Here is a 24,867-nt window from a genome sequence, read left to right as displayed (position 1 = left end):
TATGAGAGTATTTTAGGTACACCTAAATATTAACTCTATTACTTACTTGTGTTGTCATGTTATATAAATATTTCTATTTTTTTAGGTATACCTAAATCCATATAAGATCAAAAAGCATATGTAATGTCAATTCATTAAATGTTTGTTAAAAAAATAAGAAATAGAAGTTGAGTATCAACTTCTAAAATAATCCGCTTTCTTTTAGTTTTTCTTCAAAGTATTTAGATGGTTTGTCTGCTTTTTCTTTAATAATTACTGAAACAATAATGGTAATAATACCAATTGCTAGAAGTATTATTAATGCAGGAGTATAATTGGACCAAACAATGCCCAGTTGTGCTTCACGAACTAGTCTGATTGCATATGTCATTGGAAGGTAATTATATAATCCTTGGAATAAGTCAGGCATAATCTCTATTGGGTAAATTCCTCCGGTTCCTGATATCTGGAATACTAAAAGAATTACTACTATACCTTTTCCGACGGTACCGATCGCTGAAACTATTGAATAACTTAAAGTCATGAATACCACCGATACCAGTGTGGCCGACAGTATGAATAGTGGATAATTATCAATATGTACTCCCAGAATATACGCTCCCGTAATGGTTACGCATGCCTGCAGAATACTTAAAATTACATAAAGTAAAAGATTACCTGCATACATTTCAAATGGGGAATATGGTGTTCCTTCACTTGATTTTGGCGGCATCAATACACATGTAATTAAAGCACCAACCCACATGGACAATACGATGTAGAATGGAGATACTGCAGAACCATAATCCGGTACTGGATATACTTCATGTCTGTCCAGTTTTATAGGTGCGAAGAAATAGTCCCCTAGAGCTGTTTCATTAATTCCAGTAATAGCTGAAAGTGCATCGGCAGATGATGCTAAACCTGCTGATGCTGTGAATAGTGCTTGTGCAGCTGCACTTGAAAGCAGTTCTGCACCTGCTGCTAGACTTACGGATCCATCAGCAAGTAATGATGAATTTCCCGCTAAGTAGGACGCTCCCTGCGCAAGTTCTGCGGACCCTTGTGCTAGATCAACTGACCCGTCTGCAAGTGCACTGCTTCCGTTGGCAAGTTCAGAAGTTCCTTGTGTATATTGTTTTATAGGACCGTCCGGCATCAATGATGGGTCTACGGTTTGTTGAAGTTCTTCAGCTCCTTGCTGAAGTTGGTCTGACCCCGAACTTACCTGTTTTGCACCGGATTCAATTTCAGGCACATGGCTTTGAGCGGTCTTTGATCCCTCTTTTATTTGGCTTGCACCATCAGATACTTGACTTGCACCTGCGGAAACTTGGTCTGCACCAGCCTGAAGCTGGGATCCTCCACTGGATAATTGGCTTGCTCCTGCAGCAAGGCCTGATTGAAGCTCTCCAAGTTTTTCATATGCTGCAAGATTTATAAGTTCTACAATTTTAGCATTAAGTGATGTATAAACTGCATTTGCACCGGCGTCAGTTAATCTGTTAGCAACAGGGTTCGCTTTAATGTTTACAACATATTCTAGCTTTGCCTGTTTTGGATGCTCACTTGTAATCGAAGCGATATTCTCACTCAGGTTTTTGGGTATTACAATTCCAGCGTAATATTTTCCCGAATCAACACCGTCCCGCAGTTCATCTTCAGTTACAAATGTCCAATCAAATTTAGTATTATTTTTAAGTTCCTTGACAAGTTCATTTCCTATATTTAACTTTTGGCCTTCAAGTGTTGTACCGTTATCCAAATTGGCTATAGCAAATGGTACATCGCCTGTTTTTTCATATGGGTCCCAACATGCTTCGATATTTATGAGAGCATAAAGGGAAGGCAATATAATCACTGCTATTATTACAATTGTCACTATGGGATTTGCAAATACACTTTTGGCATTGTTTTCAATTAATTCAACAATTTTTTCAATATCTTTCCTACTCATTTCAAACCACTTTTATTTTAAACACTTTTTAGAAAGATTTACGTATTCTGGAAGTTACTAATAATAATCAACATATTTTTATTAGTTAAAATTCCTTTAAAATCTTAAAAATATCAAATCCCAAATTCAATATTTTTCTTGAATTATCCTTCATTAATAATATATAATGCAATTAATATAAAATTATTGTTCATATTTTTTTGTTAGAAATTAGGATATATGATATAATTTTTGATATTTTTTCTGAAATGCTAAAATTGCATTCAATTTTTTCTCAAAACAAATATATACCTATAACACAAAAATATTATCAATCTTTAAAAATTAAGGTGTTTATACATGAATTTTAAAAAGAATGTAGTTATGTTTACAATATTGATTTGTATACTCTTTAGCATTTCGTGCGTTGCTGCAAGTGATGTTAATGAAAATGTAACTGCTTATGGCAATCAACAGATTATTGATGATGAAAATGAGGAATTGCTTAATTCTCCTCATGATGATTTAATTTCAAGTAGTGAAGATGAGTTAATTTCTAGTTCACAGGAAGACTTGCTTTCCGCCAGTTCCAAGGGCACATTTTCAGAGTTGCAGTCTATGATATATTCAGCCCCTGAGGGCAGTACAATAACTCTAAAAAAGGATTATGCTTATGATAAAGCAAGCAATACTACTGGAATTATAATTAACAAGAGCTTGACAATTAATGGTAATGGACATACCTTGGATGGGTTATCAAAATCCAGAATTTTCTTTGTAATGTTTACTTTAAATCCTGATGCCCATAATAAGGTAGTTTTAAAAAATATGGTCTTTAAGAATGGTTACACCAAGTATTATGGTGGAGCAATAGTCAATGCTGGAGATTTGACATTAGACAAATGTACTTTTAAGAATAATCGTGCAAAAATTGCAGCGGGAGCAATCTGTTCTATCGGAGCTTTGAAATGTAAAAACAGTAATTTTTATAAAAATACTGCTTATGGAAGTGCTGGCGCAATTTTTTCATTAAACTTTAAGGAGTCCTTTAAGTATTATTTCAATCTTCAGTTAGGTAAGAATGGTGTGACAAGTATAAAGGATCTTCTCCAATCATTGATGTTGGATGTTTCCATTGTTCCTTTAACTGATTATATAACCAACTGTAAATTCACAAAGAATGTTGCATCTGGACGTGGTGGAGCTGTTTACGGTTTTACTCACCTCAGTATTTCTTCAAGCAAATTCACTTCAAATAGAGCTAAGGAAGTAGGGGGTGCTGTATATGGTGCTAAAAATCTCTATATTAAAAATTCCAAATTCTATTATAATAAGGCCGGCAGCAATGGTGGTGCTGTTTACTTTAAATGCCATGATTTGACCGGCAGTTATGATAAGAACGGCAACTGGAAAAGTGGTGTAAAATTTTATAAAAATTCCATTAAAAATTCTGTTTTCACAAAAAACTATGCTATACGTGGAGGCGCAATATATGGATTTAAATATGCTGATAAACCTAAAGTTTCTGGTGCCAAAGCAATAAAATGTACATTCAGCGATAACAATGCAACAAGGGATGGTAATGAGATTTTAGGTGGAACTCTAAAGAAATGCACTTTTAAAAATACATTGACTTTAAAAGCGGTCAAAGTTAAAAGATCAGCCAAAAAGCTAGTCTTGACTGCAAAATTTAAGAAAGGTTCTAAAATTTATAAAAACAAAAAGCTCACTTTCAAATTTGGCAGCAGCACATATACTGCAAAAACCAACTCCAAAGGTATTGCAAAGGTAACTGTTTCTTCAGGTGTTTTGAAAAAGCTTAAAGCCGGAAAAACAGTCAAATACCAAGTCAGTTCTAAAAAGTTTATAGATAGAAAAACTGCAAAAGTTTATAAGTAGATACGATTGTATCTACTGACATTTATTTTTTTTCACATTAACGATTGAATTTCGGCAATCCTGATTAAATTCCTCTTGAACATATACATCTTGATTTTGCATCGGACTATTTTTTTGAAATCATCCATGTTAATGTAAAATGAGTTAATTATTTGATAGTGATGATATCTTTCATGTCAAATTATTGATGCATGCATTGATTAAATGCAAGTATTCGATTTGTTTAAAAAATAAAAAAAAGATTTAGATACTCATCAGAGTATCTTTTGAATTTCTTCACGAACGATTTTATTCACGAGTCCGCCGTCAGCTTTTCCTTTAAGCTGTTTCATGCACATTCCCATTAAAGGACCCATTGCACCCATTTGACGTTCTTTAACCATTCCTTCATTTTGAGCTACAATTTCTGCAATGATTTTGGCAACGTCATCTTCACTCATCATAACCAAATTGCTTTTCTCGGCAATTTCTGAGATATCAGTATCCGGATTTTTAATGGTTTCAATAGCTAGTTTTCGAACACTGTCCTTTGCAATTTTGCCATCCGCTAAAAGTGTAAAGATTCCTTTGAAGTGATCTAGGGTTAATACATCAATGTCATGGCCTTCCCTTTTGATTTCACGCAAGTCATATGCAAGAAGTGAAGCGACTGGTGTTGCATCAACACTAACGTCAGCCAAAATGTCTTCAAACATATCAGCCTCTTGTCTTTTAACAAGCTGTGTTGCCAAGTCTTCACTTAACTTATATTCCTCAATAATTCTAGCCTGTTTAACGTCCGGCAATTCAGGCAAATCATTAGCTATTGGTTCAATTCTATCTGCAGTAATTTTGAATAATGGAATATCTGTTTCAAGATACATTCTGTTTGCAGTCGGAAGAGGTCTCATATATTCTGTATTACCATCATCAAGTGCTTTTCTTGTTTCTTCAACAACGCCGTCCAAACCTAAGTTTGCTCTTCTTTTAACTTCTTCTAAAGCTGATACTGCAATATCTTCATCATGGGCTACAATGATGAATGCATCATCATCACCAATATTTAAGAATTCTGATACTCTATCAACTTCATCTTGGGTTATTCCGTAAGCTGGCAATTCGTCTGAGTGGAATATTCCTGAAACGCCACGTTTTTTGGCATAACTTGCAATTTCAGTTCCAAATCTCCTGTTTGGTTGAACTTCACGACCAATCAAACTGTCGAAGCCTTTTAAAACAACTGCCTTTATGGTTTCAGCTGACTTTAGGATTTTGGATTCGGTTTCTTCAAATAATTCATCCAAAGTATGAATTTCTTCCAGAACTTCAGCATTTCTGTTTTTAAGTTCATTTCTAATGTCAATTAATTCAAGCTGTCTTGTAACTTCACGGTTTACAATTTCAGCCATTAAATCCAAGTCCTGCACACCTTTGATTTCTACACGTGCACCTTCTGCAATGGAGATGTTAAGATCCTGTCTGATTGTTCCGAGACCTCTTTTAACATTTGTGCTTCTTAAGATTTGGCCGAGCATGTATGCTACTTCCCTGACCTGATCGGGATGGTGCATTGAAGGGTCTGTTGTGATTTCTGCAAGAGGTATTCCCAATCTGTCAAGTCTGAATTCTGTAAATCCGTCTTTGGTTTCAACTCTTCTTGCAGCGTCTTCTTCAAGACCTAAACTTTCGATAACTACTCTTCCATATGGGGTATCCAAGTAACCATCAGTTGCAACCATACCTGTTCTCTGGAAACCTCCAGTGTTACTTCCGTCGATAACCTGTTTACGCATTGTATGGAATTCATCAACAATATGCATATTCATCAAACAGGCAATTGTTATACAAATATCCAATGCTTCTTCATTTAAGCTGTGAGGTGGTTCATCGTCGTTTTCAACAAGACAAGTATGCTTTTCAAAGTTTTCATATTTGAAGTTAAGGCCTCTTAAGGATTCCTGCAAAGCGGCTCTGTCAATTTCACCGAGTTCAGATTGTGTTGGCCTTAATTTTCTTTGAACAAGTTCATCAAAATCATCATCAACAAGTTCTGTTTTACATGGGCAGAATAATTTATGCTCACTGTTCAATTGTTGGTGAATTTCAAGTCCCATTTTTAATCCTAATTCATTATAATCCATATTAACCACCTAGTTCAAGAAATCCTTAATTGAGGATTTTGGTGAAAATTCACCTGCAACATTAGTTTGCATAATCTCCTTAACATTATTGTAATCGTCACTTTGACCCAATGCCCAGCATAATTTGACATATGCAGTTTCAGGGGTCATGTCCAATCCTGATATGACTCCGGAATCAAGAATGTTACGTCCTGTTGAGTAAACATTCATGTTGACTCTTCCGTAAAGACACTGGGAAGTCATAATTATTGGAATATTCTCTTCCTGTGCTCTTTTAAATGAGTCTATTAAGTTGTTTGGCACATGTCCAAGACCGGTTCCTTCAATCACAAGACCTTTATATCCTTTGTCGATGTGATATTCAATATAATCTTTGGAAATGCCTGGGAAACTTTTGATAAATCCAACTTTTTCCTCAATGGATGTATTCAATTCAAGTTCATTTGCTCCACGTTTTGTGTAGCTGTAATCAGGATTGATTTTGACTTTTTTATTTTGGATTTTAGCTATCGGCTGAGCATTTATACTTCTGAAAGTATCTCTTCTTGATGTGTGCATTTTTCTAACCTTTGTTCCTTTGTGCAGGTAAGTGTAGTTGTCATTCAAGCTTCCATGCATACACACACAAACTTCGGCTATATCAGATTTTGCGCCAACCACTGAATCAATCAGGTTGATGTTGGCATCACTTGAAGGTCTGTCTGAACTTCTTTGAGCGCCTGTGAGAATAATTGGAACTGGTGTTTTGAGCATAAAACTTAATGCTGCTGCAGTATAATGCATTGTATCAGTACCGTGAGCTATTACAACACCGTCAGCACCTTCAGAAATGTCATTGGCTATTTCCTCAGCAGCTTTAACCCAATATTCAGGCTTCATATCTTCACTTAATATATTATATAATGCCTTAACGTTGTAGTTAGCATAATCTAATAGTTCGGGATTTGCCTTTACAAGGTCTGAAGCGGTAAATTTAGGGTGAACTGCACCAGTCCTGTAATCAATGACTGATGATACTGTTCCACCTGTTGACACGATTGAGATATTCTGTTTTGAGGGATCGGTTGGAATGTCCTCTTCATCATAACCGATTTTAGGTTTTTCTCCTTTTTCAATTAGTTCCGCAGTAGTATTGTCTATAGCTACTCCTATATTGTAACCGCTGGACAATTTTATAACCAGATACCCATCGTCGGCATCTTCAGGCCTATCAAGCAAAATACCAGTATAGGTGATATCTTCCTTGTGTACTTTAATGGTATCTCCTATACTTAAATCGTAATTTTCTATATATTTTTTAGCATTTTCTTTATATGTCATTAAATCACACTATGAATTGTTTTTAATCCATTCTGCTCCCGCTTTTAAAACTTCAATATTCACATCAATGACTTTTGGTTTTGATGCAAACATTTCACGAATAGCATTTTCATAAGATTCACGTTTTAAAACATCACCTAACTCGGTCAATGCACCTAAAAGTGCAGTATTTGCAGTTCTTGCATTTCCATGTTCTTCAGCAATGTCAACACAAGGCATTGCAATAACCTTAACGTCCCGGTCAGTTTCAAATTCACCAATCTTTGAATCGTACAGGATTACTCCTCCTTCCTTAACATCATGTGAGAACTGTTCCAAGGATGGCTTGTTTAAAGCAATAAGAATGTCAATATCATCCACAACTGGGGTTCCTATGGTTTCATTTGAAATTACAACTGAACAGTTGGATTTTCCACCTCTCTGTTCCGGTCCGTAACTAGGATACCATGAAACATGTTTTCCTTCAGCACAGGCCGCTTGAGCTATTGTAAGTCCAGCGCTTAAAACTCCTTGTCCACCAAATCCGGAAACTTTAATGCTTACAGGTTCAATATCCTCATCAACGTAACCTGAACCTTCGCTTCTGTTCACATTAAATATTTTATCCAATGATTCTGTTGAAAAGTCACTGGCAGGCCTTATTACTGGTTTTTTTGTGTATAAGTTATTTCTGAAGTTTTTAACAGGGAATTCTTTTTCCATCTGTTCTTCAATAAATTTCTGTGCACTTGCCACATCCTGTTTTAAGTTAGTAGGGCAAGGTGATAGAACTTCAACAAATGAATATCCTTTGCCTTCTTTTTGAACGGTTAGGGCTTGTTTTATTGCAAATTTTGCAAGTCTGATTTTTAAAGGATTGGCTAGAGAAACCCTTTCAATAAATACTGGTGCCTTTAATGTATTGATCAATTCGCACATGTGGGTAGGGTGTCCTGTATAATCAGGATCTCTTCCTGTTTGGCATGTAACGGTTTTCTCACCAATCAATGTTGTCGGTGCCATTTGTCCACCGGTCATTCCATATACTGTATTGTTTACAAAGAATACTGCAATCTTTTCTCCACGGTTTGCAGCTTGCAATGTTTCATTTAAACCGATTGAAGCTAAATCCCCATCTCCCTGATAGCTCATTACGATTGCATTGTCTTCAGCTCTTGAAATTCCAGTAGCTACTGCTGGTGCCCTTCCGTGAGCGGTCTGGAAGTTTCCACAGTTAAAGTAGAAGTAAGCATATACTGAGCATCCAACAGGAGAAATCATAACACATCTCTCTTGTATTCCAAGCTCATCCATACATTCGGCAATTAATTTATGTAAAATTCCATGTCCACAACCTGCGCAGTAGTGAGTTGACTGAATATTGGTTCCTTTTCTAGGATACTCTTCTAAAAGGGATTGTGGATTTCTGCGGATTTGTAATTCATAATCTTTATCGTTTATTTCTTTTTCACTCATATTTCCACATCCTCTAATCTATAATATTTGGACTTGCCTTTTCATCACTTCTTTTTGAAGTATCCAAGTTTTCATCTTCAATTCCTGCTATTTCATAAATTTTAGCAAGCACATGTTTCAGTTCAATTAGATTTCCACCCATTCTGTTGACAAGGTGAGTATCTTCTTTTCTTAAAGCCGCAAATTGGACATCAGCCAATAGTTGGCCATTGCTCATCTCGACTGAAATGAAGCTTACGCCTTTATCGGATAATTCTTTTATCCTGTCAACAGGGAAAGGTGATAATGTAATAGGTCTGAAAAGTCCAACTTTCAATCCTTTTTCACGGCTTTTATCCACTGCGGACCTTGCAATTCTGCTGCTTATTCCGAATGATACTAAAACAATTTCAGCATCTTCAACCTTATATTCGTCAAAGATAACTTCTTCTTCATCGATTTTAGCATATTTTTCCTGTAGTTTGAAGTTAAAGTCTTCCAAATCATTAAAGTCATTGAAAATGGAAGTGATAAGGTTTTCCATGGTTTCTTCATTTCCTTTCACTGCCCATGGCTTATCGTTTTTTGGTTGAACTGCTTCTTTTGGAAATACCAATGGTTCTGCCATTTGACCTAATGTACCATCAGCTAAAACAACTACTGGATTTCTCCATTTGTCTGCAAGTTCAAAGGCTTTCATTGTCAAGTCACACATTTCCTGAACACTATTTGGAGCAAGTACAATGTTTTTGTAGTTTCCATGACCTCCTCCCTTAACGACCTGATTATAGTCTCCTTGTTCAGGTCCGATATTTCCAAGTCCAGGTCCTGCTCTCATAATGTCAACGATGACTGCAGGTAGTTCAGCACCTGCAAGAAATGTAAATCCTTCCTGCATCAAACTTATTCCAGGTCCTGATGATGATGTCATGACTCTGTGACCGGTACCTGATGCACCGTAAACCATATTGATTGATGCTTCTTCACTTTCGGCTTGAACAAAGTTTCTTCCAACCATCGGGAAGTATTTTGATGCTTCATGTAAGATTTCACTTGCAGGAGTAATTGGGTATCCAAAGAAACAGTCACAGCCTGCATACATTGCACCTATAACAACTGCAGTATTTCCTTTAACCATTTGATTACTCATTTATTCTCCCCCTTGATTTGCCACTTTGGCTTTAATCATTTTCGCAACTGAGTCATTAACAATATTTTTTATTTGATGTACTTCAAGTGCTAATGGTTCTGGACAGGTAAAGTAACAATCCTTGCATCCTGTACAACCATTTCCACTATAATAAGCAAATTGATATCCTGCGTTATTCATGTCTTGGCTAAGTGCTATTGCGTTTTGAGGACATCCGACTATACATCTCATACAGCCTTTGCAAATCTCTTTATTTATAACTGGATAAGATATTTCTTCTGTCATTATATCATCTAATTAATTCTTTTTTTGATCATTTTCTCTTATTTCAACTCTCCTTGTTTTACCGCTGATGGTTTCTGGAATTTCATCTGTGTATTCCACCATTCTTGGGTATTTATATGGAGCTGTAACTTTTTTAACATGATTTTGAATGTCTTTGGTAAGTTCATCTGACGGTTCGAAGCCAGGTTGTAATATGATTGTTGCTTTTACGATTTGGCCTCTGACTTCATCAGGATAAGCGGTAATTGCACAGTTTGAAACTGCTTCATGTGATAGTACTGCACTTTCTACTTCGTAAGGTCCGATACGGTAACCTGAAGATTTGATAATGTCGTCATTTCTTCCGACAAAGTGAACATATCCGTCTTCATCAACCCATGCAGTATCTCCACAATGATAATATCCATCGTGGATTTGTTTTTTGTATTTTTCTTCATCATTCACATAGTCTTTGAATAATCCTGGGTTCGGCCCATCTTCTAACTTGAAACAAAGTTCTCCTTCATCACCTATTTCCACTCTGTTGTGGTCTTCATCCAATAATTCTAAATTGAATAATGGGGAAGGTTTACCTATGGAAGCGATTTTTGCTTCCAGCCATATGAATGTTCCTATGGATAATGTGGTTTCTGTCTGACCGAATCCTTCTTTAATTCTTAAACCTGATAATTCATAAAATTTATTGGATACTTCAGGAGGCAATGGTTCTCCTGCAGTTGTAACGTATTTCAGATTTGAAAGGTCATATCCTTCAATATTTTCTTTGATGATGAATCTGTAAATTGTAGGAGGAGCACAAAATGTGTCTACTTTGTATTCTATAATCTTTTCAAGTAATTTAATACCATTAAATCTGTCGTAATCATAAATGAATACTCCTGTTCCGGCAATCCATTGACCATAAAGGTTTCCCCATACAGCTTTTCCCCAACCTGTATCTGCGGAAGTGTGGTGAATTCCATCCTCTACAACATTGTGCCAATATTTTGCAGTAGGGATATGTCCCAAAGAGTATGTGTGCTTATGTGAAACCATTTTTGGAAGTCCGCTTGTTCCGGATGTGAAATATATCAATGAAATCTCTTCAGCATATGTTTTCTCTTCACCGGTTGGCCTTTCAAATACTGGACTTTCATTTTCTATGGCATCGTTAAAGTTTATCCAACCGTCTCTGTCAGTTTCAATTACTAATTTTGGCAATTCAAGTCCCAGTGACTTTTCAGCTTCTTCATAATCTGGCAATAATGAATCTTCTTCGACAGATATCACCATTTTCACGTTTGCTTCCTTTATTCTGAAATCAATGTCATGAAGCTTTAGCATGTGTGTTCCTGGAATAGGTATTGCTCCAATTTTGTGCAATGCAACCATGCAGAACCAGAATTCATATCTGTTTTTAAGGGTTAACATTACGCAATCGCCTTTTTTAATTCCTAAACGTTTAAATAAATTTGCAGCTTTATTGGAATTCTCTTTCATGTCTTTAAATGTGAATACATGTTCTTCTTCATGGTCATTAGTCCAGATTAAAGCTATTTTTTCAGGGTCAATTTCAGCGTATTTGTCTACAACATCAAATCCGAAATTGTAATCATCTTCATAAGTTAGTTTAAAATTTTTATAAAAGTCTTCATAAGAGTTGAAATCAACTCTTTCAACAAAATCTCCAATTACTGAGGTCATATCAATTACTCCTAATAAATATTATATAATTACTGCTAAGAATTTAGCGGGTTTGTCGTTAAGCGCTATCATTGCGTGTCTATGTGTTGAATCGAAAAAGATTGAATCTCCTTCATTTAACACGATTTCGTTATTGTGTATATATATTTTTAAGGATCCTTCAAGGACATAGTTGAATTCTTGTCCAGGGTGTGAATTGAGTGAAGGAACAGGGTTTTTCTTAGGGTCCACAACAACAAGGAAGGTTTCAGCTTTTTTATGGATAAAATTAGAACATAGGTTTTCATGAGTATATTCTTTTCTCCTGTCAACTGACACTCCTTTGTTTGCACGGGTTATGTCAAAGATGCTCATTCTGCTTTCTTCACCGGTTAATAATAATCCTAAATCAACTTTGAAAATATGTGCGAGCTCGTATAAAAAACTAGCTGGAATGTCTACTTCTGCGTTTTCATATTGGATATAAGTTTCTTCTTTAATATTCAATTCTTCTGCAATTTCTTTGATAGTAATGTCTGATAGTTCTCTTAATTCTCTAATTCTATTTCCAATATCTTTGTTGTATTCATTCATAAATAAAACACCTATTTTTCTAATCGATTTTAAATTATAATAATTAATATTATAACATATTATAAATTTTGAATTTGAAGTTATATAAAGGTTATTAAAAATCGTGTTAATTCATTATAAATTCACTGAACAAAATTTTTTTTAAATTGTATCATTTTGGACATTATAGGAAAGTTTTATATACCTAAAACAATAATTCTAATTTAATTAAAGTAAGGAGTTTATAAAAAATGTCATCTGCAGATATTGGTACTAATGTAATTTTTAAAAAACAATTAGGTTTAAATTACGAAATCGACCAAAAATATGTCGGTTTAAAAATGAAGGAGAATAATGTTTTATCTTTTAATTTTAGAGTACCTGGTGATTTAATAGGTGAAATTGAAGCATACTTTAAAAGATTCAAATTAGGTGAACCTATTTTAGTGGATATAGGTGGAACCGGAGACATCAAATGTGACTTCAAAGGTCTTTCTCCTGTTTTAAAAAGTAAAGAAGAACTTGACCAATATTTCATCTCAGCAACTTTGCAAGAAGATAAGCAATATGATCCTTTAGAAGAGGAAAAATGTGAAACTTGTAGTGGATGCGGATTCCACTAACTAATTCTTTTTTTTAGCTAAACTTTCTGTTTAGAGTTTTTGTTTCTGTTACAATATATTTAATCAATAATATTGTGGCTATTAAAATCAATATTCCAAGTAGAATTATCCATGGAAATGAAGTTATAATTGCATCAAATGCAGTAACGTCAAGTAATGTTGCAACTATGTTGTTTATTAAGTGTACGCTCATTGGAATTAGAATATTATCAGTTTTCAAATATAAAATACACATACATATTCCAAACAAAAATGCACTTACTATTCCTCCGAAATCATGGCCTATGGCAAATAGAATGGAAGATATTAACATTGCAGGGACAATTCCAATTCTTATTTTCAGTCTGTTGAATAGAACACCTCTAAATACTAACTCTTCAATAATCGGTGCAAATACTACTGATGTTATGAGGGTATAGAGGAATGCGCTTGGGGTTAAACTGACAGAATCAATATCAACACCACTTATCCATGTTGGATCATTCATTCCAATAAACATGTCTAGAACAACTACTGAAAACAAAAATAGATAAGCAAAAATTATATTTATTGCGAATACGTATAATATTTCTTTTTCATTTTGAAGTGCGCCTTTAACATTATCATTCAATCCGTTACTGCCTTTTAAACACCATATAAAGAATACTAAAATTAATGTTAACAGTAAAAGCATGAATGCATCATCATTTGTTTCGAATATTGGAAATATGAACATCAATATTATGGAAAGTATTAATGCAATTATGAGTCCTATTGCCAATTCCCAAATTTTTATTGTTCTAAGTCGGGTATTGAAATTTTTCACGTCTCTGTCCATATTTTATTCCTCAACTTATATTATTTGTTCATTAAAAATAGTATATATAATCGCTGCGGTTTTTTTCATTTTTATTGTAATTTGGTAGTATTTTTAAATATATTCAATTAATAACAGTTTGTTAGATTATTGTAATGATTTACTGTATTGTTTATTTGTCTTATTTGTATTTTGCATTAATTTTTTAATTTTTACTAATGGATTATTAATTTAAATAACAATTGGAACGTTATCAATTATTTTTAAGTAACAATATTTATATATTTTTATATGTATATTTATTACTTAAGAGGAGTCTAATAATATGTTTGATTTGGTGTATGATACCATATTTTTTGCTTCATATGGTAATATTTATGGGCTTGGAAACATAACTCTAGGTCTATTCGATGTTTTATTAGCTTATATTGTAGCTATTATAGTTTCAATTATCATGGCTTTAATTTTAAGACTTCCATTATTACCTAGCAAACCATATAGGTATTCTTTTGATGTGAGTGCATTATATCCGACTCCAATAATAGCTATCGGTATATTTTCAATATTCTTGGTTTTAAATTATACTTTTATTTATAATGGACTTGTATTGGCAGCTATTATAGGTATTTTGTCTGCATTATTTGTGAAATATTTATTTGATTTTGTATTTCCAAAGCCTTTAGATGAAACTGGTGGAGAGGATATGCAATGAACGAAGTAATTGGAATTATAATTGCTGCTATCCTTTGTTGGCTAAATTTTGTAATTGTCGATACTTATTTCGGACTTCCTGAACAGCCTGGTGTAAGAGGTGCCAGGATTGTTGGAGAGGATGTCAAAAAAAGAGGCGGTGACATTGCTGGTGGGTTTTTCCAAGGAAACATCTTGTGTTCTCCGGATGCATCTGCTGGTACTTTGATGGCTTCCATAGGATATTTACTTTTAGGAATTCCAGGGGGAATTATTGCAGCATTTTTCGTATTCATTGGAAACAGGTTATGTGCCGATCCTGGATATGCTGGAACTGTTGGAAGTTTAACTGCAACAATTATTGTATTTATTTGTTCTTTTGTTGGTTTAACTCCTGAAATGTTTATTGTGGGAATGGTTATTGCAATATTGACCATTCAAGGAATTGATCAGGTTAGAGCATCTATATTTTTAGGAAAGATAGCTCAAAAATTCAATAGGCATGCAGAGGAGTGATTATATGTATGTTGAAATTATTGGAATTATAGTCATATTTGTAGCATTAAGAGCATTAATAACACAAAATAGGGCTGAAAGATTGCTATATTTGAATGTTATTGGTTTTGGAGTTTCTGCAATTATTGCACTTGTGATAAATACTCCATTTGCTCTTGTGGTTGCAGCAGCATTCTTTATTTGTTCTACAATTAGTGCTAATGCAATTGCATATGCATTAAAAAGACTTGATGATGAGATACTATTGGAGTGAGGCATTATGGAAATTATATTAATAATTGCAATGGCTTTAATGGTTATAGGTGCATTTGGAATAATATTTCTCAAAAAACCATTGGATAAAGTTATAATGTTCTCAATTCTGGATGCAGGATTTGTTTTAGTCGTTGTTGCATTCAAATATTTGGATGTAGCAATGTTTGCTGCTTTAGTGGATCCATTATCAACATTAGTATTCATTTTGGCTATTGTAAAAATAAATGAAATCAGAAAAAACAAAGTAAGTGGTGAGTTAAATGATTGATGTTTCCTTAATCTTTTACTTTGGAATTTTCTTGGCGATTGTAGGAACTATAGCTACCGCATGGGGTCCTGGAGTAAATGATCCTATTGTCAGAACATTCAACACTGAAGTTGCATCTATCGGTGTTTGTTTGGTATTGTTGTGCTATAATCATGTTTTAGCTTTATTAACATTGCTTGCAACTACTGTAATTATTACATTAATATTATTCAGAGCAATTATTCGTTTAGAAGAGATGGGGGCAGACGTATGAAAATAGGATCTCTATGGAATAAACTGGCAGAGCCAAAGAATATTCCTCGTCTTTTTGCATTCAGTTTAGGAATAATATTGATTGTTGGCCTTATTGTGCCGATGGCTTTAAATCCAGATCAATTATATGTTAGGCCAGCTCCTCAAGTTCAAGTAGATGAAGGTTTAGCTATCGCCCCATATGACAGGGGTGGTGAAGTTTTAAAATCGCCTGGAAATATAAATCCGCAATATCCTGAAAATGCGGCAGAATTGGGTATGATAACAGCATATATGTCTCCATTGGCTCAATGGATATCTTCGATATCTCCATACTTTGGAACATCAATTTATTCATCTCCGGGTGGTCTTATAGATGAAGTTTTATATTATACTAGGGGTTTCGATACAATTTTGGAATCCAGTATTCTGATGATGTCATTCATCATTGCTTCATGGTTGTCCATTAATTATACCATGAATAGGAAAAATGATGAAAAAGAGATAAAGGCAGATGTTAAAAAAGCTATCAATGAATCTGCACAAGTTGCTAATGAAGTAAAGGTTAGTGATGTAAAAGCCAGATCAAAACAATTAAGGAGGGATAACTGATGGTTATGATACCTCCGTATGTTCCTGAAGCATTTTTAACAATGTATCTGCCGGCAATTTATGCTGGTTTGATTGTAGGATTCATTGGAACAATGGCAATTGCAATGAAAAGGGAAGAGATTCACATTCTTATCCTGACTGATTTGGTTGGTCTTGCAATGATTTTTGTTGTATCTGCAGTTGGAACTGATTTGGCTGAAGCTTTAATTTTACCTGGGCTGGTTGTAGAATTGGCTGAGACTTTGGCAATTTCTGAAATTTTGATTACTCGTGAAATGCGTAAAATAGAACAAGACCCAAGAAGAAATCTATCAAAATCTTCTTCATTATTCCCTCAACCGTTTTCATTGGATATGGAAATCATGACTACTGCACCTAATTTCATTGCATTGATCTTAATTGGTTATGGAATATTCTTAACTGGTTTTACTGGAGGGGCAGTAGCTGGTGGAGGAATTGTTTTATATGCATTGTCCAAAAAAGCAAGAGGACTTCCTGTACTTGTATTGGATGGTATTGCAGGAGTTTCTGGAATAGCTTGGTGTTTGTGGATTATTGGATTTTTATTATTCTTTGTAATGCCACAATATTGGTTATTGAGTTTATTCCTTGCAGCATGTGGATTACTATTAAAAGTAGCTTCAAAAGTGGGCTTAATTGGTCTGCTTATGAGAGAGGATATTGATAAGGAGTAGGTGATGGTAATGGATTTAGGTACACTCGGAGGAAATTTGCTTGGAACAATTCCGCTTGGAGATATTGTATTATATGTTACACCATTTAACTTGTTCCTTTTTGCAGTTTTACTTGGATTTACAGTATTGATTGCATTCAGTAAGCCTGAAACTCAAGTAGAGGCTACATTACATAATTTAAATAATACTGAAGTTAAAGTTGGTCCAAAAGAATTTAAACAAAGACGATTCTTATCTGTGCTTTGTGGTATTGCATCTGCGGGAGCTATGATAACTGGAGATTTATTTAACTTTACATTATTCATGGCTTTAGTAGGTATTTTAAATATTGGTATTGTATCTGCAGTAAAACAAACCAGCGTTTTAAACTCTGCATTTAATTATGGTTTAATTGCTATGATGTGTAGTTTGCCATTGTTTGGTGGAGCTTCAATTATTCTTGCATCAACCGGAACATTGTCTCTTGCAGTATTGTCTCAGATGCCTGCAAACCCGATGGTTGTATTTGGTGCAGTATTGATGTTGATAGGTATTTTGGGTGAAAGTGGAGTTGCACCGTTTTTTGCAAGCAAAGCGGAAATGTTCAGGACTGCAGGTTCTCCATTTATTGTAATCATTCACTTAAGTTCATTGTTTATTATTGTAAGGGCTGTTGAAATATTATTATTGGTATTGTGGTAAGTGGTGAGTATGGATAGTCAAAAAGGTATTTATTTAATATTATTGGTCTTATCAACAATAGCTATTCTTGCTTGTTTGGTTATAAACTTTGAAGCATGGATTGTTTACACAGTAGCTATATTTGGTATTCCATTATGGATTTTATCTTTAGGTTTATTGACAATGGCCAAACCAAAACCTGAAGATGCAGAAGAAAGGGTGAAAGAACCATTTACTGGATATTAGGGTGGTATTGTGAATTTAATGGCAGATATTTTAATTAATGTTATTATTGCATTTCTTGCGGGAAGCTTGCTTCTAGGATTGCATAGAAAGGTAATGGCACGTGTTCAAAAACGTCCTGGACCACCTATTGTTCAGCATTTGATACACTCTTTGAAATTTTTCTTTAAAGAAACAGCAATCCCAAAAACTGTATCTAAAGTATTTTATATAGGTATTGTATTTATTTTGGCTTTAATTTGGGTTGTAGGAGTTATTGTCGGTCCTGTGGCTCATGATTCTTTATTAATTTTATTCGGTGTTTATGCAGTTTATAAAATCGTAGAACACAATTCAGGATCAAGTTCAGGTTCACCTTATGGTAAGTTAAGTTGTGTAAGGGCAGTACTTTCAGCAGCAACTGAACTTCCTTTATTTGCAGCTATTGTATTTGTTTACTTGGTAACCGGAACAATGAATATTGGTCAAATTATTGCTTATCAGTCAGTGCATGGTCCTTTAATATTTTCAATTCCACTTGCAGCATTAATGTTTTTCATGTTAATTATTACCAAATCTCCATACTCTCCTTTTGCAATAACAAAAGATAAGGCATTAATTTCTGGATTTGAAACCGAACACTTTGGATTTTTGAGAGGATTCATGTTATTTTCAGAGTCTATTGCTTGGTATGTGATGCTTTGGGTATTCTTAACAATATTCTTCGGTCCGTTAAATGCGGTAGGATATTTGATTGGAATGATTGTAATCACATTTATTACTGGATTTATTAACGCTACAACACCAATATTTAGTCCAAATCATTCTGTAATGATTCAAATTACTATAGGGGCAATTTGCTTCTTTGGAACCATAATAATGATATTTACAGGAGTGGTAGCATGAATAGTGAGGATGTAATTGTTTATTTGACTTCATTGGTCGCTATTGGAATTATAGTTGTTGGGCTTTTAGCAACATTATTACACTCAACCACTCTCGCCCCAATAGTGATTATAGGAATTGCCCTGGCAATATTTGTATTGCTTGCCCGTGGCAATTTTTCACATAAGATAGAAAGTATAGAGAAATTATGTTTTGTTATAACATTTATAGCAATTGTTTGTTCATTCATATTGCTTTATAAACCAGCGTAGGAGATATTATGTTAGATTATATGATTTATATACTTGCATTTGCTGTCGGATCCATTCTTGGTTTACTTTACAGTTATAAAAAACATGGCGAACCGTATGTTGCAGTACCTGGCTTTAACATACCTTCAGCTGTCGTTTCAATTGTAGGGTGGTGTTTGGCATTTAATGCAGGTAATGTTATTTTATCAGCAGTCGGATTTCTCCTTGGTGGTTTGATAATGGGAGAACGTCCAGGATATGGTAGAAAAGAAACTGCTTTAGGTTTGATTTTGGCAGTAGGATTATATGTATTACTAAAATTAACAGCATGATGTGATAACATGGATGATGATGCTAAATTGAGATTAATACAAAAAAGAATTATCAAAAGTTATGCTTGGCAGAGAGATATCATTGTTCCACTTTCCAATGATTTTGATTGTACTACTGATGAATTGGAGGAAGTATTTTTTGATTTACTTGATTTGGATTCATTGGAAGCATTGCATGGGACATTTGAATCTGCTCAGGATATCTGTTTGTATCAAAAATTAAATGCAGATTTAAGGTTATGCTGGTTAATTGATACTTTAGAATTGCTTCCAAGGGAAAGCGGAAGAAACTTAAAAATGAAATTGGTAAAAGAAATTAAAAACGGAAAATCTTATGAAGATGCCGTAAAAGAGGGAAAATTAGAATTATTCCAATTGTTAAAAAAAGAAGCAGAAAATTAATGTTTATTATATAATTATTAAAATAAAAAGAGGGAGTACAATGTTAAATGCGATAAAGGATGCTGTGAGAAAAAGCTCAATTCATGTCTGTATCGTAAATTGTGGCGGATGTAATGGATGTGATGTTGAATGCGTTGCATTATTATCTCCAAGATATGATTTAGAGCAATATGGTATTTATGTTCACAACAATCCTCGTGAAGCTGATGTTTTGTTATTGACCGGTGCTGTTACCGAGCAATGGGTCGATAATTTAAAGAGAGTGTATGATAAAGCTCCTGAACCAAAAATTGCAGTAGCAGTAGGAAACTGTCCGCAATCAGGTGATGTATTCAATCAGGAAGGAGGTCATGTTCATGCTCCTGCTTCTGATTTTATTCCGGTTGCAGCAGCTATTCCTGGCTGTCCGCCAAGGCCTAGTGAAATATTGGAAGCTATCCTGGCTGTAGGTCCTCAAGCTATTGCTGATCGTGGGAGGGAACAAGAATGATAGTGCCTATTGGTCCAATTCATCCTGCTTTAAAGGAACCTATCAGACTTAAACTTCAAACTGAAGGGGAAAGGGTAGTTAAGGCAGAGATTGAATATGGTTATGTTCACAGAGGTATTGAAAAGATAATTGAAGGACAAACTTGGCAGAAAGGAATTTATCTTTCAGAACGTGTATGTGGTATTTGTTCATATGAACACACACAAACTTTCGCAGAAACCATAGAGCAAATTTCTGATGTTGACGTTCCGCTCAGAGCCCAATTCTTAAGGGTAATAACAAACGAACTGGATAGGATTCAAAGTCATTTTCTTGCAAATTCCACATTCTTCAAATCAATGGATCATGAAACCTTATTTATGCATGTTTTGGAATTAAGGGAATATGCAATGGATTCTATTGAGTTATTGACTGGAAACCGAGTTAATATGGGGTGGAATGTTGTTGGTGGTGTTAGAATGGATGCCGATGAGCGCCATTTCAAACCTATTCTGGAAAATCTTGAAAAAATCGAAGAAGGTTTTGAAAGAACACGTGCATTATTTGCTGAAGGTCCTGCACTTGCTTTGAGATGTAAAGGCATAGGTTACATGTCTAAAAAAGAAGCAATTAAAGGAAGGGCTGTAGGTCCTATCGGAAGAGCTTCAGGAGTTAAAGAAGATTACAGAAAAGGACATTACACTTATGATGATCACTTTGACTTTAAAGTAATTAGACGGAATGAAGGGGACAATTATGCAAGGACTCTTACAAGATTCGATGAAATTCCTGAATCCATTAGTCTGATAAGGCAAGCTATTGAAAATATACCTGGTGGTGAAGTTCGTACTCCTGCTGATTTGAAATCAGGTTATGCAATGCGTAAGAATGAAGCTCCTCGTGGAGAAGTTACATACATGATTGAAACTAATGGTAATCTAATTAAGAATATCTCAATAAGAACTCCAAGTATTGCAAATATGGATTCATGTGCCAAATACATGATTCGTGATGTTCCAACAGTTGCTGATGCCGTTGCAACCTATGCTTCATGTGACCCTTGTGTTGCATGTGCTGAAAGGGTTGCCATTACAAACGAAGCCGGACAAACAGCAATTAAAAAATTTGATGAGGTGATATAAATGTCATCTCTAATGTGGTATATTTATGATTTTGCAAGAAAAGCATGGACAGATGCATTTGCCAATGCAAAAACTGACCCTGAAATTGTTGAAAAGCCAGAACGTTTCAGAGACTTTCCAAAGGTTAACAAAGAATATTGTATAGGTTGTGGAGCATGTACAGTATCATGTCCTTCTCCAAATGCAATAAAAATTGTCAGAGAAAAGGATACTGAAGATGGGGAAGGTTTGACTTATCCTGTAATTAATCCTAGTGCATGTATTCGTTGCGGTTTCTGTGCTGAAGTTTGCCCGACAGACCCAAAAACATTGGAATGTGGTTTGAATCATTTGATATTGCCTGAATTTAATATAATTCCATCAAAAAGGCAATATATTGTTGATGATTATTTATGTATCAAATGTAAGAAATGTATGAAAAAATGTCCTGTTGATGCAATTGAAATTGTAAACGACAAGCTTCATGTGAATCAACTCAAATGTATTTCATGTGGTGAATGTCTTGATGTCTGCCCAGTAAATGGTGCAATGAAAGGAGTATTCGTTGAAAACTTACAAGATCAAAAAGACCTGATTCTTTTAACTGTAAATTACCTTGAAGATTATATTAACGATAAGGAATCTGATTTAAGATCTTTGGAGCAGGACGGTCTTTTGCAATATGAAGTTCCTCTTTCAGGCATCTGGGATGATGCATTAAAGATTATTCCTGATGCAGAAGTCTCTCGGGAAATCATTACTAACGCAGTAAACAGACTAAAAATTAGAATTATTGATTGGGATGAATCTAAATGTGAAAAATGTCAATTATGTGTTCCTGAATGTCCTACTGGTTGCATCACTTTTGATGAAAGTAATGATACGATTGTAAGGGATAAGGATAAATGTTTACGTTGTAGTATTTGTTACCAGACATGTCCATTTTCAGTTATTAAATATTTCATTGCCAAATTCTCCCTCGATGATGGTGAAATTATTTATACGACTGTAAAGGCATCTAATTTAAATGAGGATATTGTTATGGAGTGAGTGTTATGATTGATAATTATACTAAAACACCAAGACCATTAAGACATGTTGATGTTGATTATTTGGTTGACCAAACAAAATGTGCAAAATGTAGTGATAAGCCATGTCTTCAGTCATGCCCTATCGATGCAATTTATTTGGATAATGATGATGGTCTTATCAAATTAAAAAATACTTGCTTTGGTTGTGTATTATGCCGTAATGCTTGTCCATTTGATGCAATTTCTCTTGATGTAAAAATGGACCCTCCCCTAAAAGAGAATGTTCCAAACATCAATGTTAAATTATGCAAAGCCTGTGGAGCATGTGTTCAAGCATGTAAAAACGCTTCCATCCATATAGTTGCTGACGGAAAGCAGGAACCTCACAGTGAAATAGATAAGGATACATGTATTCGCTGCGGATATTGTTTTAGAGTATGTCCGACTGATGCAATCAAATATGGTCAATTGCTTCCTAAAACAGTCAAAGGAGGTAAGGCAATTGTCGTTAACCAGGATAAATGTATCGGATGCATGACATGTACTCGTGTATGTCCATCAATGGGGGCAATCAATGTTGCAAGAACCAATAAGTTGCCTTACATTAACCCAGGATACTGTGCAAGATGTGAAGAATGTATGCATTCCTGTCCTTCGACAGCAATCAAGTATTCCTCACGTAAAAAAGCTTATAAGATGTATAGTGAGATTAAATCATTTGATATTGTATCCAGCATTATTGATTATGATATAAAAAGGCTGTCTCTTGATTTGATAAGTTTAAATAAGGTTCTTGAGAAAGTCGGAAAATCAATAGCATTGGAATTCAATGACCAGAATTTTGAAAATTTCATTGAATGTAATGTAAATGATATGATGGAAAGGGAACTCAAAATCAGTTTGGATTCAAGTATTGAAATAGACAAGTTCTCAAAATTATTCGGCTCTTATCTGATGGATAGAAACATTGAAGTCTATGAAAATAAATGTATTGCCTGTGGTGATTGTTTTAATGTATGTCCTGTTGGAGCAATTGAATTAAATGGCCCAAATCCAATTAAAATTAATGATAATTGTATATATTGTGGCAAATGTGTAGAGCAATGTAAATTTGATGCTATCGGTGCTTATGATGACTATTTCTACAGCAAAGACACTGATTTATACTATGCCAGATCATATCTGCATTATCAGAGGATTGGTGAGTTGTCAATTTCAACCACTAAATGTCAGGCTTGCGCAATTTGTGCTAAAAACTGTCCAACTGAAGCATTAACCTTGAATGGTGATAAAATCGATTATGGCAGTGAAAAATGTATCTACTGTAGGAATTGTGAATCAATTTGTCCATTGGATGCAATAAGAATTATTAACTTCAGGTGATTCGATGTTTGAAAAATCATTCATTACAGACTGTGAGGGTCCATTGACATTAAATGATAATGCTTTTGAATTGGCTGTTCATTTCATTGAGGAGGGTGGTGAACTTTTCAAAATACTTAGCTTATATGATGATTATCTGGTTGATATTGTCAAAAAGGATAATTATAAAGCAGGAAATACTTTGAAATTAGTTTTACCGTTCTTTGTTTGTGAAAACATAAAAAATGATGATTTGGTTAATTTTTCTCAAAACAACATTTATGCAGTTGATGAATCAAAATTCCTTTTAAAATACTTGAAAGGAGCAATGAATACTTACATAGTTAGTACCAGTTATGGTCAATATATTGAAGCACTTTCAAATTATATGGAATTTCCATTTGAAAATACATTTTACACTAAAGTGGATGTAGATGCATTATCTCTAAATGATGATGAAATTAAAAAAGTCACAGAATTCAAACAAAAAATTTTGGATAATCCTGATGATTATGAGCTGTTTGATGACATTTTCTTTAATGAGATTCCAAAGATGGGCATTTATGATGAAATCAAAAAAATAGATGTTGTTGGTGGTGAAGGAAAACGGTTGGCTATTGATGAGATAATCAAAAGGGATGCTATCGATATCAATGAAATACTCTATATTGGTGACAGCATCACTGACGTTGAACCATTGGAATTTGCAAGAAAAAACAATGGAATCAGCATATCATTCAACGGAAATGAATATCCTCTAAAAGTAGCAGAAATAGCTATTGTATCGCCAAGCGCAATCACAACATGTGTAATAGCTAATATTTATTCAAAAACTAATAAAGCTAATGTTTTAAAGTTCATTGGGGATTATAATAATTCAGATAATCTGAGCGAATTATTTGACAGTTATGAAATTGATTTGGAAATAAAAAATAAATTCTTTGATATTTTCAAAGATGAAAATTATCCTTTAATTGAAATAATTGATGAAAATAACTTTGAAGATATCCTGAAACTGAGCAAAGACATGAGAAATAACATCCGAGGTCAGGATATTGGAGAATTAGGTTAAGTTTATAGAAGGTAAT

Annotated in this window: 29 protein-coding genes; 20 read left to right on the top strand and 9 right to left on the bottom strand. The window is 34.3% G+C overall.

Annotation, left to right across the window (positions count from 1 at the left end; translation table 11 throughout):
* Window positions 1–181: 181 nt before the first annotated feature.
* Complete coding sequence (locus tag QZN45_RS06190) at window positions 182–1,936, bottom strand: YhgE/Pip domain-containing protein (RefSeq protein ID WP_292605695.1); 1,755 nt, start codon at window positions 1,934–1,936, stop codon at window positions 182–184.
* A gap of 339 nt (window positions 1,937–2,275) precedes the next feature.
* On the opposite strand from QZN45_RS06190, the gene QZN45_RS06185 reads away from it, so the two are divergent.
* A complete protein-coding gene (locus QZN45_RS06185) occupies window positions 2,276–3,814 on the top strand; it encodes a hypothetical protein (RefSeq protein WP_292605693.1) in 1,539 nt (512 codons plus the stop codon).
* Window positions 3,815–4,068: 254 nt separating this feature from the next.
* Here QZN45_RS06185 and gatE read toward each other — a convergent pair whose 3' ends face one another.
* Genes gatE through QZN45_RS06150 form a run of 7 tightly spaced genes read right to left on the bottom strand, consistent with a single transcriptional unit; the run spans window position 4,069 to window position 12,379 of the window.
* Window positions 4,069–5,934 carry a Glu-tRNA(Gln) amidotransferase subunit GatE gene (gatE, locus tag QZN45_RS06180; RefSeq protein ID WP_296811886.1) on the bottom strand — a complete coding sequence of 622 codons (1,866 nt, stop codon included), beginning with the start codon at window positions 5,932–5,934 and terminating at the stop codon, window positions 4,069–4,071.
* 9 nt (window positions 5,935–5,943) lie between these two features.
* Complete coding sequence (gene gatD / locus QZN45_RS06175; RefSeq protein WP_292605689.1) at window positions 5,944–7,254, bottom strand: Glu-tRNA(Gln) amidotransferase subunit GatD; 1,311 nt, start codon at window positions 7,252–7,254, stop codon at window positions 5,944–5,946.
* 9 nt (window positions 7,255–7,263) lie between these two features.
* Window positions 7,264–8,709 (bottom strand): 2-oxoacid:acceptor oxidoreductase family protein, encoded by a 1,446-nt coding sequence (locus QZN45_RS06170; RefSeq protein WP_296811880.1) that lies wholly within the window; start codon window positions 8,707–8,709, stop codon window positions 7,264–7,266.
* Window positions 8,710–8,722: 13 nt separating this feature from the next.
* Window positions 8,723–9,838, bottom strand: a complete 1,116-nt coding sequence (locus QZN45_RS06165) for a 3-methyl-2-oxobutanoate dehydrogenase subunit VorB (protein WP_296800623.1) — start codon at window positions 9,836–9,838, stop codon at window positions 8,723–8,725.
* A complete protein-coding gene (locus QZN45_RS06160; protein WP_292605683.1) occupies window positions 9,839–10,123 on the bottom strand; it encodes a 4Fe-4S dicluster domain-containing protein in 285 nt (94 codons plus the stop codon).
* A 12-nt stretch (window positions 10,124–10,135) separates the two neighbouring features.
* Complete coding sequence (locus tag QZN45_RS06155) at window positions 10,136–11,806, bottom strand: AMP-binding protein (protein WP_292882132.1); 1,671 nt, start codon at window positions 11,804–11,806, stop codon at window positions 10,136–10,138.
* Between the two features lie 21 nt (window positions 11,807–11,827).
* On the bottom strand, window positions 11,828–12,379 hold the full coding sequence (locus QZN45_RS06150; protein WP_292605680.1) for a helix-turn-helix domain-containing protein: 552 nt from the start codon (window positions 12,377–12,379) through the stop codon (window positions 11,828–11,830).
* A 230-nt stretch (window positions 12,380–12,609) separates the two neighbouring features.
* Between QZN45_RS06150 and QZN45_RS06145 the strand changes: the two genes are divergently transcribed.
* On the top strand, window positions 12,610–12,981 hold the full coding sequence (locus tag QZN45_RS06145; protein WP_292605678.1) for a hypothetical protein: 372 nt from the start codon (window positions 12,610–12,612) through the stop codon (window positions 12,979–12,981).
* Window positions 12,982–12,994: 13 nt separating this feature from the next.
* Here QZN45_RS06145 and QZN45_RS06140 read toward each other — a convergent pair whose 3' ends face one another.
* Window positions 12,995–13,798, bottom strand: a complete 804-nt coding sequence (locus QZN45_RS06140; protein WP_296811877.1) for a CPBP family intramembrane glutamic endopeptidase — start codon at window positions 13,796–13,798, stop codon at window positions 12,995–12,997.
* A 304-nt stretch (window positions 13,799–14,102) separates the two neighbouring features.
* Here QZN45_RS06140 and QZN45_RS06135 point away from each other — a divergent pair, with 304 nt between their 5' ends.
* From QZN45_RS06135 to QZN45_RS06050, 18 genes are read left to right on the top strand one after another with little or no spacing between them, the layout of a single operon-like run.
* The gene (locus QZN45_RS06135) at window positions 14,103–14,489 is read left to right on the top strand and encodes an energy-converting hydrogenase A subunit A EhaA (RefSeq protein ID WP_292882138.1); all 387 of its coding nucleotides are present in this window, start codon (window positions 14,103–14,105) and stop codon (window positions 14,487–14,489) included.
* A complete protein-coding gene (locus tag QZN45_RS06130; RefSeq protein WP_292605672.1) occupies window positions 14,486–14,983 on the top strand; it encodes a hypothetical protein in 498 nt (165 codons plus the stop codon). The genes QZN45_RS06135 and QZN45_RS06130 overlap by 4 nt, the downstream gene beginning before the upstream one ends.
* Before the next feature lie 4 nt (window positions 14,984–14,987).
* Entirely contained in the window at window positions 14,988–15,236 is a 249-nt protein-coding gene (locus QZN45_RS06125; RefSeq protein ID WP_292605670.1) for a DUF2109 domain-containing protein, read from the top strand.
* Between the two features lie 6 nt (window positions 15,237–15,242).
* Window positions 15,243–15,506 carry an EhaD family protein gene (locus QZN45_RS06120; RefSeq protein WP_292605668.1) on the top strand — a complete coding sequence of 88 codons (264 nt, stop codon included), beginning with the start codon at window positions 15,243–15,245 and terminating at the stop codon, window positions 15,504–15,506.
* Window positions 15,499–15,759, top strand: coding sequence for a DUF2107 family protein (locus QZN45_RS06115; protein ID WP_292882142.1), 261 nt, complete (start codon window positions 15,499–15,501; stop codon window positions 15,757–15,759). The genes QZN45_RS06120 and QZN45_RS06115 overlap by 8 nt, the downstream gene beginning before the upstream one ends.
* Entirely contained in the window at window positions 15,756–16,349 is a 594-nt protein-coding gene (locus QZN45_RS06110; RefSeq protein WP_292882145.1) for an EhaF family protein, read from the top strand. Before QZN45_RS06115 ends, QZN45_RS06110 begins: the two co-directional genes overlap by 4 nt.
* Window positions 16,349–17,044, top strand: coding sequence for an EhaG family protein (locus QZN45_RS06105; protein ID WP_296800615.1), 696 nt, complete (start codon window positions 16,349–16,351; stop codon window positions 17,042–17,044). The genes QZN45_RS06110 and QZN45_RS06105 overlap by 1 nt, the downstream gene beginning before the upstream one ends.
* A 9-nt stretch (window positions 17,045–17,053) precedes the next feature.
* The gene (locus QZN45_RS06100; RefSeq protein ID WP_292882148.1) at window positions 17,054–17,725 is read left to right on the top strand and encodes a hypothetical protein; all 672 of its coding nucleotides are present in this window, start codon (window positions 17,054–17,056) and stop codon (window positions 17,723–17,725) included.
* 9 nt (window positions 17,726–17,734) lie between these two features.
* Window positions 17,735–17,950, top strand: coding sequence for a DUF788 domain-containing protein (locus QZN45_RS06095; RefSeq protein WP_292605658.1), 216 nt, complete (start codon window positions 17,735–17,737; stop codon window positions 17,948–17,950).
* 9 nt (window positions 17,951–17,959) lie between these two features.
* Window positions 17,960–18,832, top strand: coding sequence for a respiratory chain complex I subunit 1 family protein (locus tag QZN45_RS06090; protein WP_296811874.1), 873 nt, complete (start codon window positions 17,960–17,962; stop codon window positions 18,830–18,832).
* Window positions 18,829–19,083 (top strand): hypothetical protein, encoded by a 255-nt coding sequence (locus QZN45_RS06085; RefSeq protein ID WP_292882154.1) that lies wholly within the window; start codon window positions 18,829–18,831, stop codon window positions 19,081–19,083. The genes QZN45_RS06090 and QZN45_RS06085 overlap by 4 nt, the downstream gene beginning before the upstream one ends.
* Before the next feature lie 8 nt (window positions 19,084–19,091).
* Window positions 19,092–19,394 (top strand): energy-converting hydrogenase subunit EhaL family protein, encoded by a 303-nt coding sequence (locus QZN45_RS06080; protein WP_292882157.1) that lies wholly within the window; start codon window positions 19,092–19,094, stop codon window positions 19,392–19,394.
* A 9-nt stretch (window positions 19,395–19,403) separates the two neighbouring features.
* Window positions 19,404–19,796 (top strand): DUF1959 family protein, encoded by a 393-nt coding sequence (locus QZN45_RS06075; RefSeq protein WP_292882160.1) that lies wholly within the window; start codon window positions 19,404–19,406, stop codon window positions 19,794–19,796.
* Window positions 19,797–19,836: 40 nt separating this feature from the next.
* Window positions 19,837–20,286 (top strand): NADH-quinone oxidoreductase subunit B family protein, encoded by a 450-nt coding sequence (locus QZN45_RS06070; RefSeq protein WP_292605648.1) that lies wholly within the window; start codon window positions 19,837–19,839, stop codon window positions 20,284–20,286.
* Window positions 20,283–21,407 (top strand): nickel-dependent hydrogenase large subunit, encoded by a 1,125-nt coding sequence (locus tag QZN45_RS06065; protein WP_292605646.1) that lies wholly within the window; start codon window positions 20,283–20,285, stop codon window positions 21,405–21,407. The genes QZN45_RS06070 and QZN45_RS06065 overlap by 4 nt, the downstream gene beginning before the upstream one ends.
* Window positions 21,408–22,436 (top strand): 4Fe-4S binding protein, encoded by a 1,029-nt coding sequence (locus QZN45_RS06060; RefSeq protein ID WP_292882163.1) that lies wholly within the window; start codon window positions 21,408–21,410, stop codon window positions 22,434–22,436.
* Window positions 22,433–23,800 carry a 4Fe-4S binding protein gene (locus tag QZN45_RS06055; protein ID WP_394346766.1) on the top strand — a complete coding sequence of 456 codons (1,368 nt, stop codon included), beginning with the start codon at window positions 22,433–22,435 and terminating at the stop codon, window positions 23,798–23,800. The genes QZN45_RS06060 and QZN45_RS06055 overlap by 4 nt, the downstream gene beginning before the upstream one ends.
* Window positions 23,801–23,804: 4 nt before the next feature.
* Entirely contained in the window at window positions 23,805–24,851 is a 1,047-nt protein-coding gene (locus QZN45_RS06050; protein ID WP_292882169.1) for a hypothetical protein, read from the top strand.
* Window positions 24,852–24,867: the final 16 nt, after the last annotated feature.

The organism is uncultured Methanobrevibacter sp., from assembly GCF_900314695.1.
In the GTDB taxonomy this organism is placed as follows: domain Archaea; phylum Methanobacteriota; class Methanobacteria; order Methanobacteriales; family Methanobacteriaceae; genus Methanocatella.
This window is presented reverse-complemented; position numbering and strand designations above follow the sequence as displayed.

Coding starts and splice junctions, on each gene's coding strand:
- QZN45_RS06115 (WP_292882142.1), top strand. CDS start 15,499: ATGATTGATGTTTCCTTAATCTTTTACTTTGGAATTTTCTTGGCGATT.
- QZN45_RS06170 (WP_296811880.1), bottom strand. CDS start 8,709: ATGAGTGAAAAAGAAATAAACGATAAAGATTATGAATTACAAATCCGC.
- QZN45_RS06065 (WP_292605646.1), top strand. CDS start 20,283: ATGATAGTGCCTATTGGTCCAATTCATCCTGCTTTAAAGGAACCTATC.
- QZN45_RS06190 (WP_292605695.1), bottom strand. CDS start 1,936: ATGAGTAGGAAAGATATTGAAAAAATTGTTGAATTAATTGAAAACAAT.
- gatD (WP_292605689.1), bottom strand. CDS start 7,254: ATGACATATAAAGAAAATGCTAAAAAATATATAGAAAATTACGATTTA.
- QZN45_RS06150 (WP_292605680.1), bottom strand. CDS start 12,379: ATGAATGAATACAACAAAGATATTGGAAATAGAATTAGAGAATTAAGA.
- QZN45_RS06105 (WP_296800615.1), top strand. CDS start 16,349: ATGGTTATGATACCTCCGTATGTTCCTGAAGCATTTTTAACAATGTAT.
- QZN45_RS06060 (WP_292882163.1), top strand. CDS start 21,408: ATGTCATCTCTAATGTGGTATATTTATGATTTTGCAAGAAAAGCATGG.
- QZN45_RS06135 (WP_292882138.1), top strand. CDS start 14,103: ATGTTTGATTTGGTGTATGATACCATATTTTTTGCTTCATATGGTAAT.
- QZN45_RS06130 (WP_292605672.1), top strand. CDS start 14,486: ATGAACGAAGTAATTGGAATTATAATTGCTGCTATCCTTTGTTGGCTA.
- QZN45_RS06100 (WP_292882148.1), top strand. CDS start 17,054: ATGGATTTAGGTACACTCGGAGGAAATTTGCTTGGAACAATTCCGCTT.
- gatE (WP_296811886.1), bottom strand. CDS start 5,934: ATGGATTATAATGAATTAGGATTAAAAATGGGACTTGAAATTCACCAA.
- QZN45_RS06080 (WP_292882157.1), top strand. CDS start 19,092: ATGTTAGATTATATGATTTATATACTTGCATTTGCTGTCGGATCCATT.
- QZN45_RS06165 (WP_296800623.1), bottom strand. CDS start 9,838: ATGAGTAATCAAATGGTTAAAGGAAATACTGCAGTTGTTATAGGTGCA.
- QZN45_RS06075 (WP_292882160.1), top strand. CDS start 19,404: ATGGATGATGATGCTAAATTGAGATTAATACAAAAAAGAATTATCAAA.
- QZN45_RS06050 (WP_292882169.1), top strand. CDS start 23,805: ATGTTTGAAAAATCATTCATTACAGACTGTGAGGGTCCATTGACATTA.
- QZN45_RS06140 (WP_296811877.1), bottom strand. CDS start 13,798: ATGGACAGAGACGTGAAAAATTTCAATACCCGACTTAGAACAATAAAA.
- QZN45_RS06095 (WP_292605658.1), top strand. CDS start 17,735: ATGGATAGTCAAAAAGGTATTTATTTAATATTATTGGTCTTATCAACA.
- QZN45_RS06160 (WP_292605683.1), bottom strand. CDS start 10,123: ATGACAGAAGAAATATCTTATCCAGTTATAAATAAAGAGATTTGCAAA.
- QZN45_RS06155 (WP_292882132.1), bottom strand. CDS start 11,806: ATGACCTCAGTAATTGGAGATTTTGTTGAAAGAGTTGATTTCAACTCT.
- QZN45_RS06120 (WP_292605668.1), top strand. CDS start 15,243: ATGGAAATTATATTAATAATTGCAATGGCTTTAATGGTTATAGGTGCA.
- QZN45_RS06125 (WP_292605670.1), top strand. CDS start 14,988: ATGTATGTTGAAATTATTGGAATTATAGTCATATTTGTAGCATTAAGA.
- QZN45_RS06185 (WP_292605693.1), top strand. CDS start 2,276: ATGAATTTTAAAAAGAATGTAGTTATGTTTACAATATTGATTTGTATA.
- QZN45_RS06110 (WP_292882145.1), top strand. CDS start 15,756: ATGAAAATAGGATCTCTATGGAATAAACTGGCAGAGCCAAAGAATATT.
- QZN45_RS06070 (WP_292605648.1), top strand. CDS start 19,837: ATGTTAAATGCGATAAAGGATGCTGTGAGAAAAAGCTCAATTCATGTC.
- QZN45_RS06085 (WP_292882154.1), top strand. CDS start 18,829: ATGAATAGTGAGGATGTAATTGTTTATTTGACTTCATTGGTCGCTATT.
- QZN45_RS06145 (WP_292605678.1), top strand. CDS start 12,610: ATGTCATCTGCAGATATTGGTACTAATGTAATTTTTAAAAAACAATTA.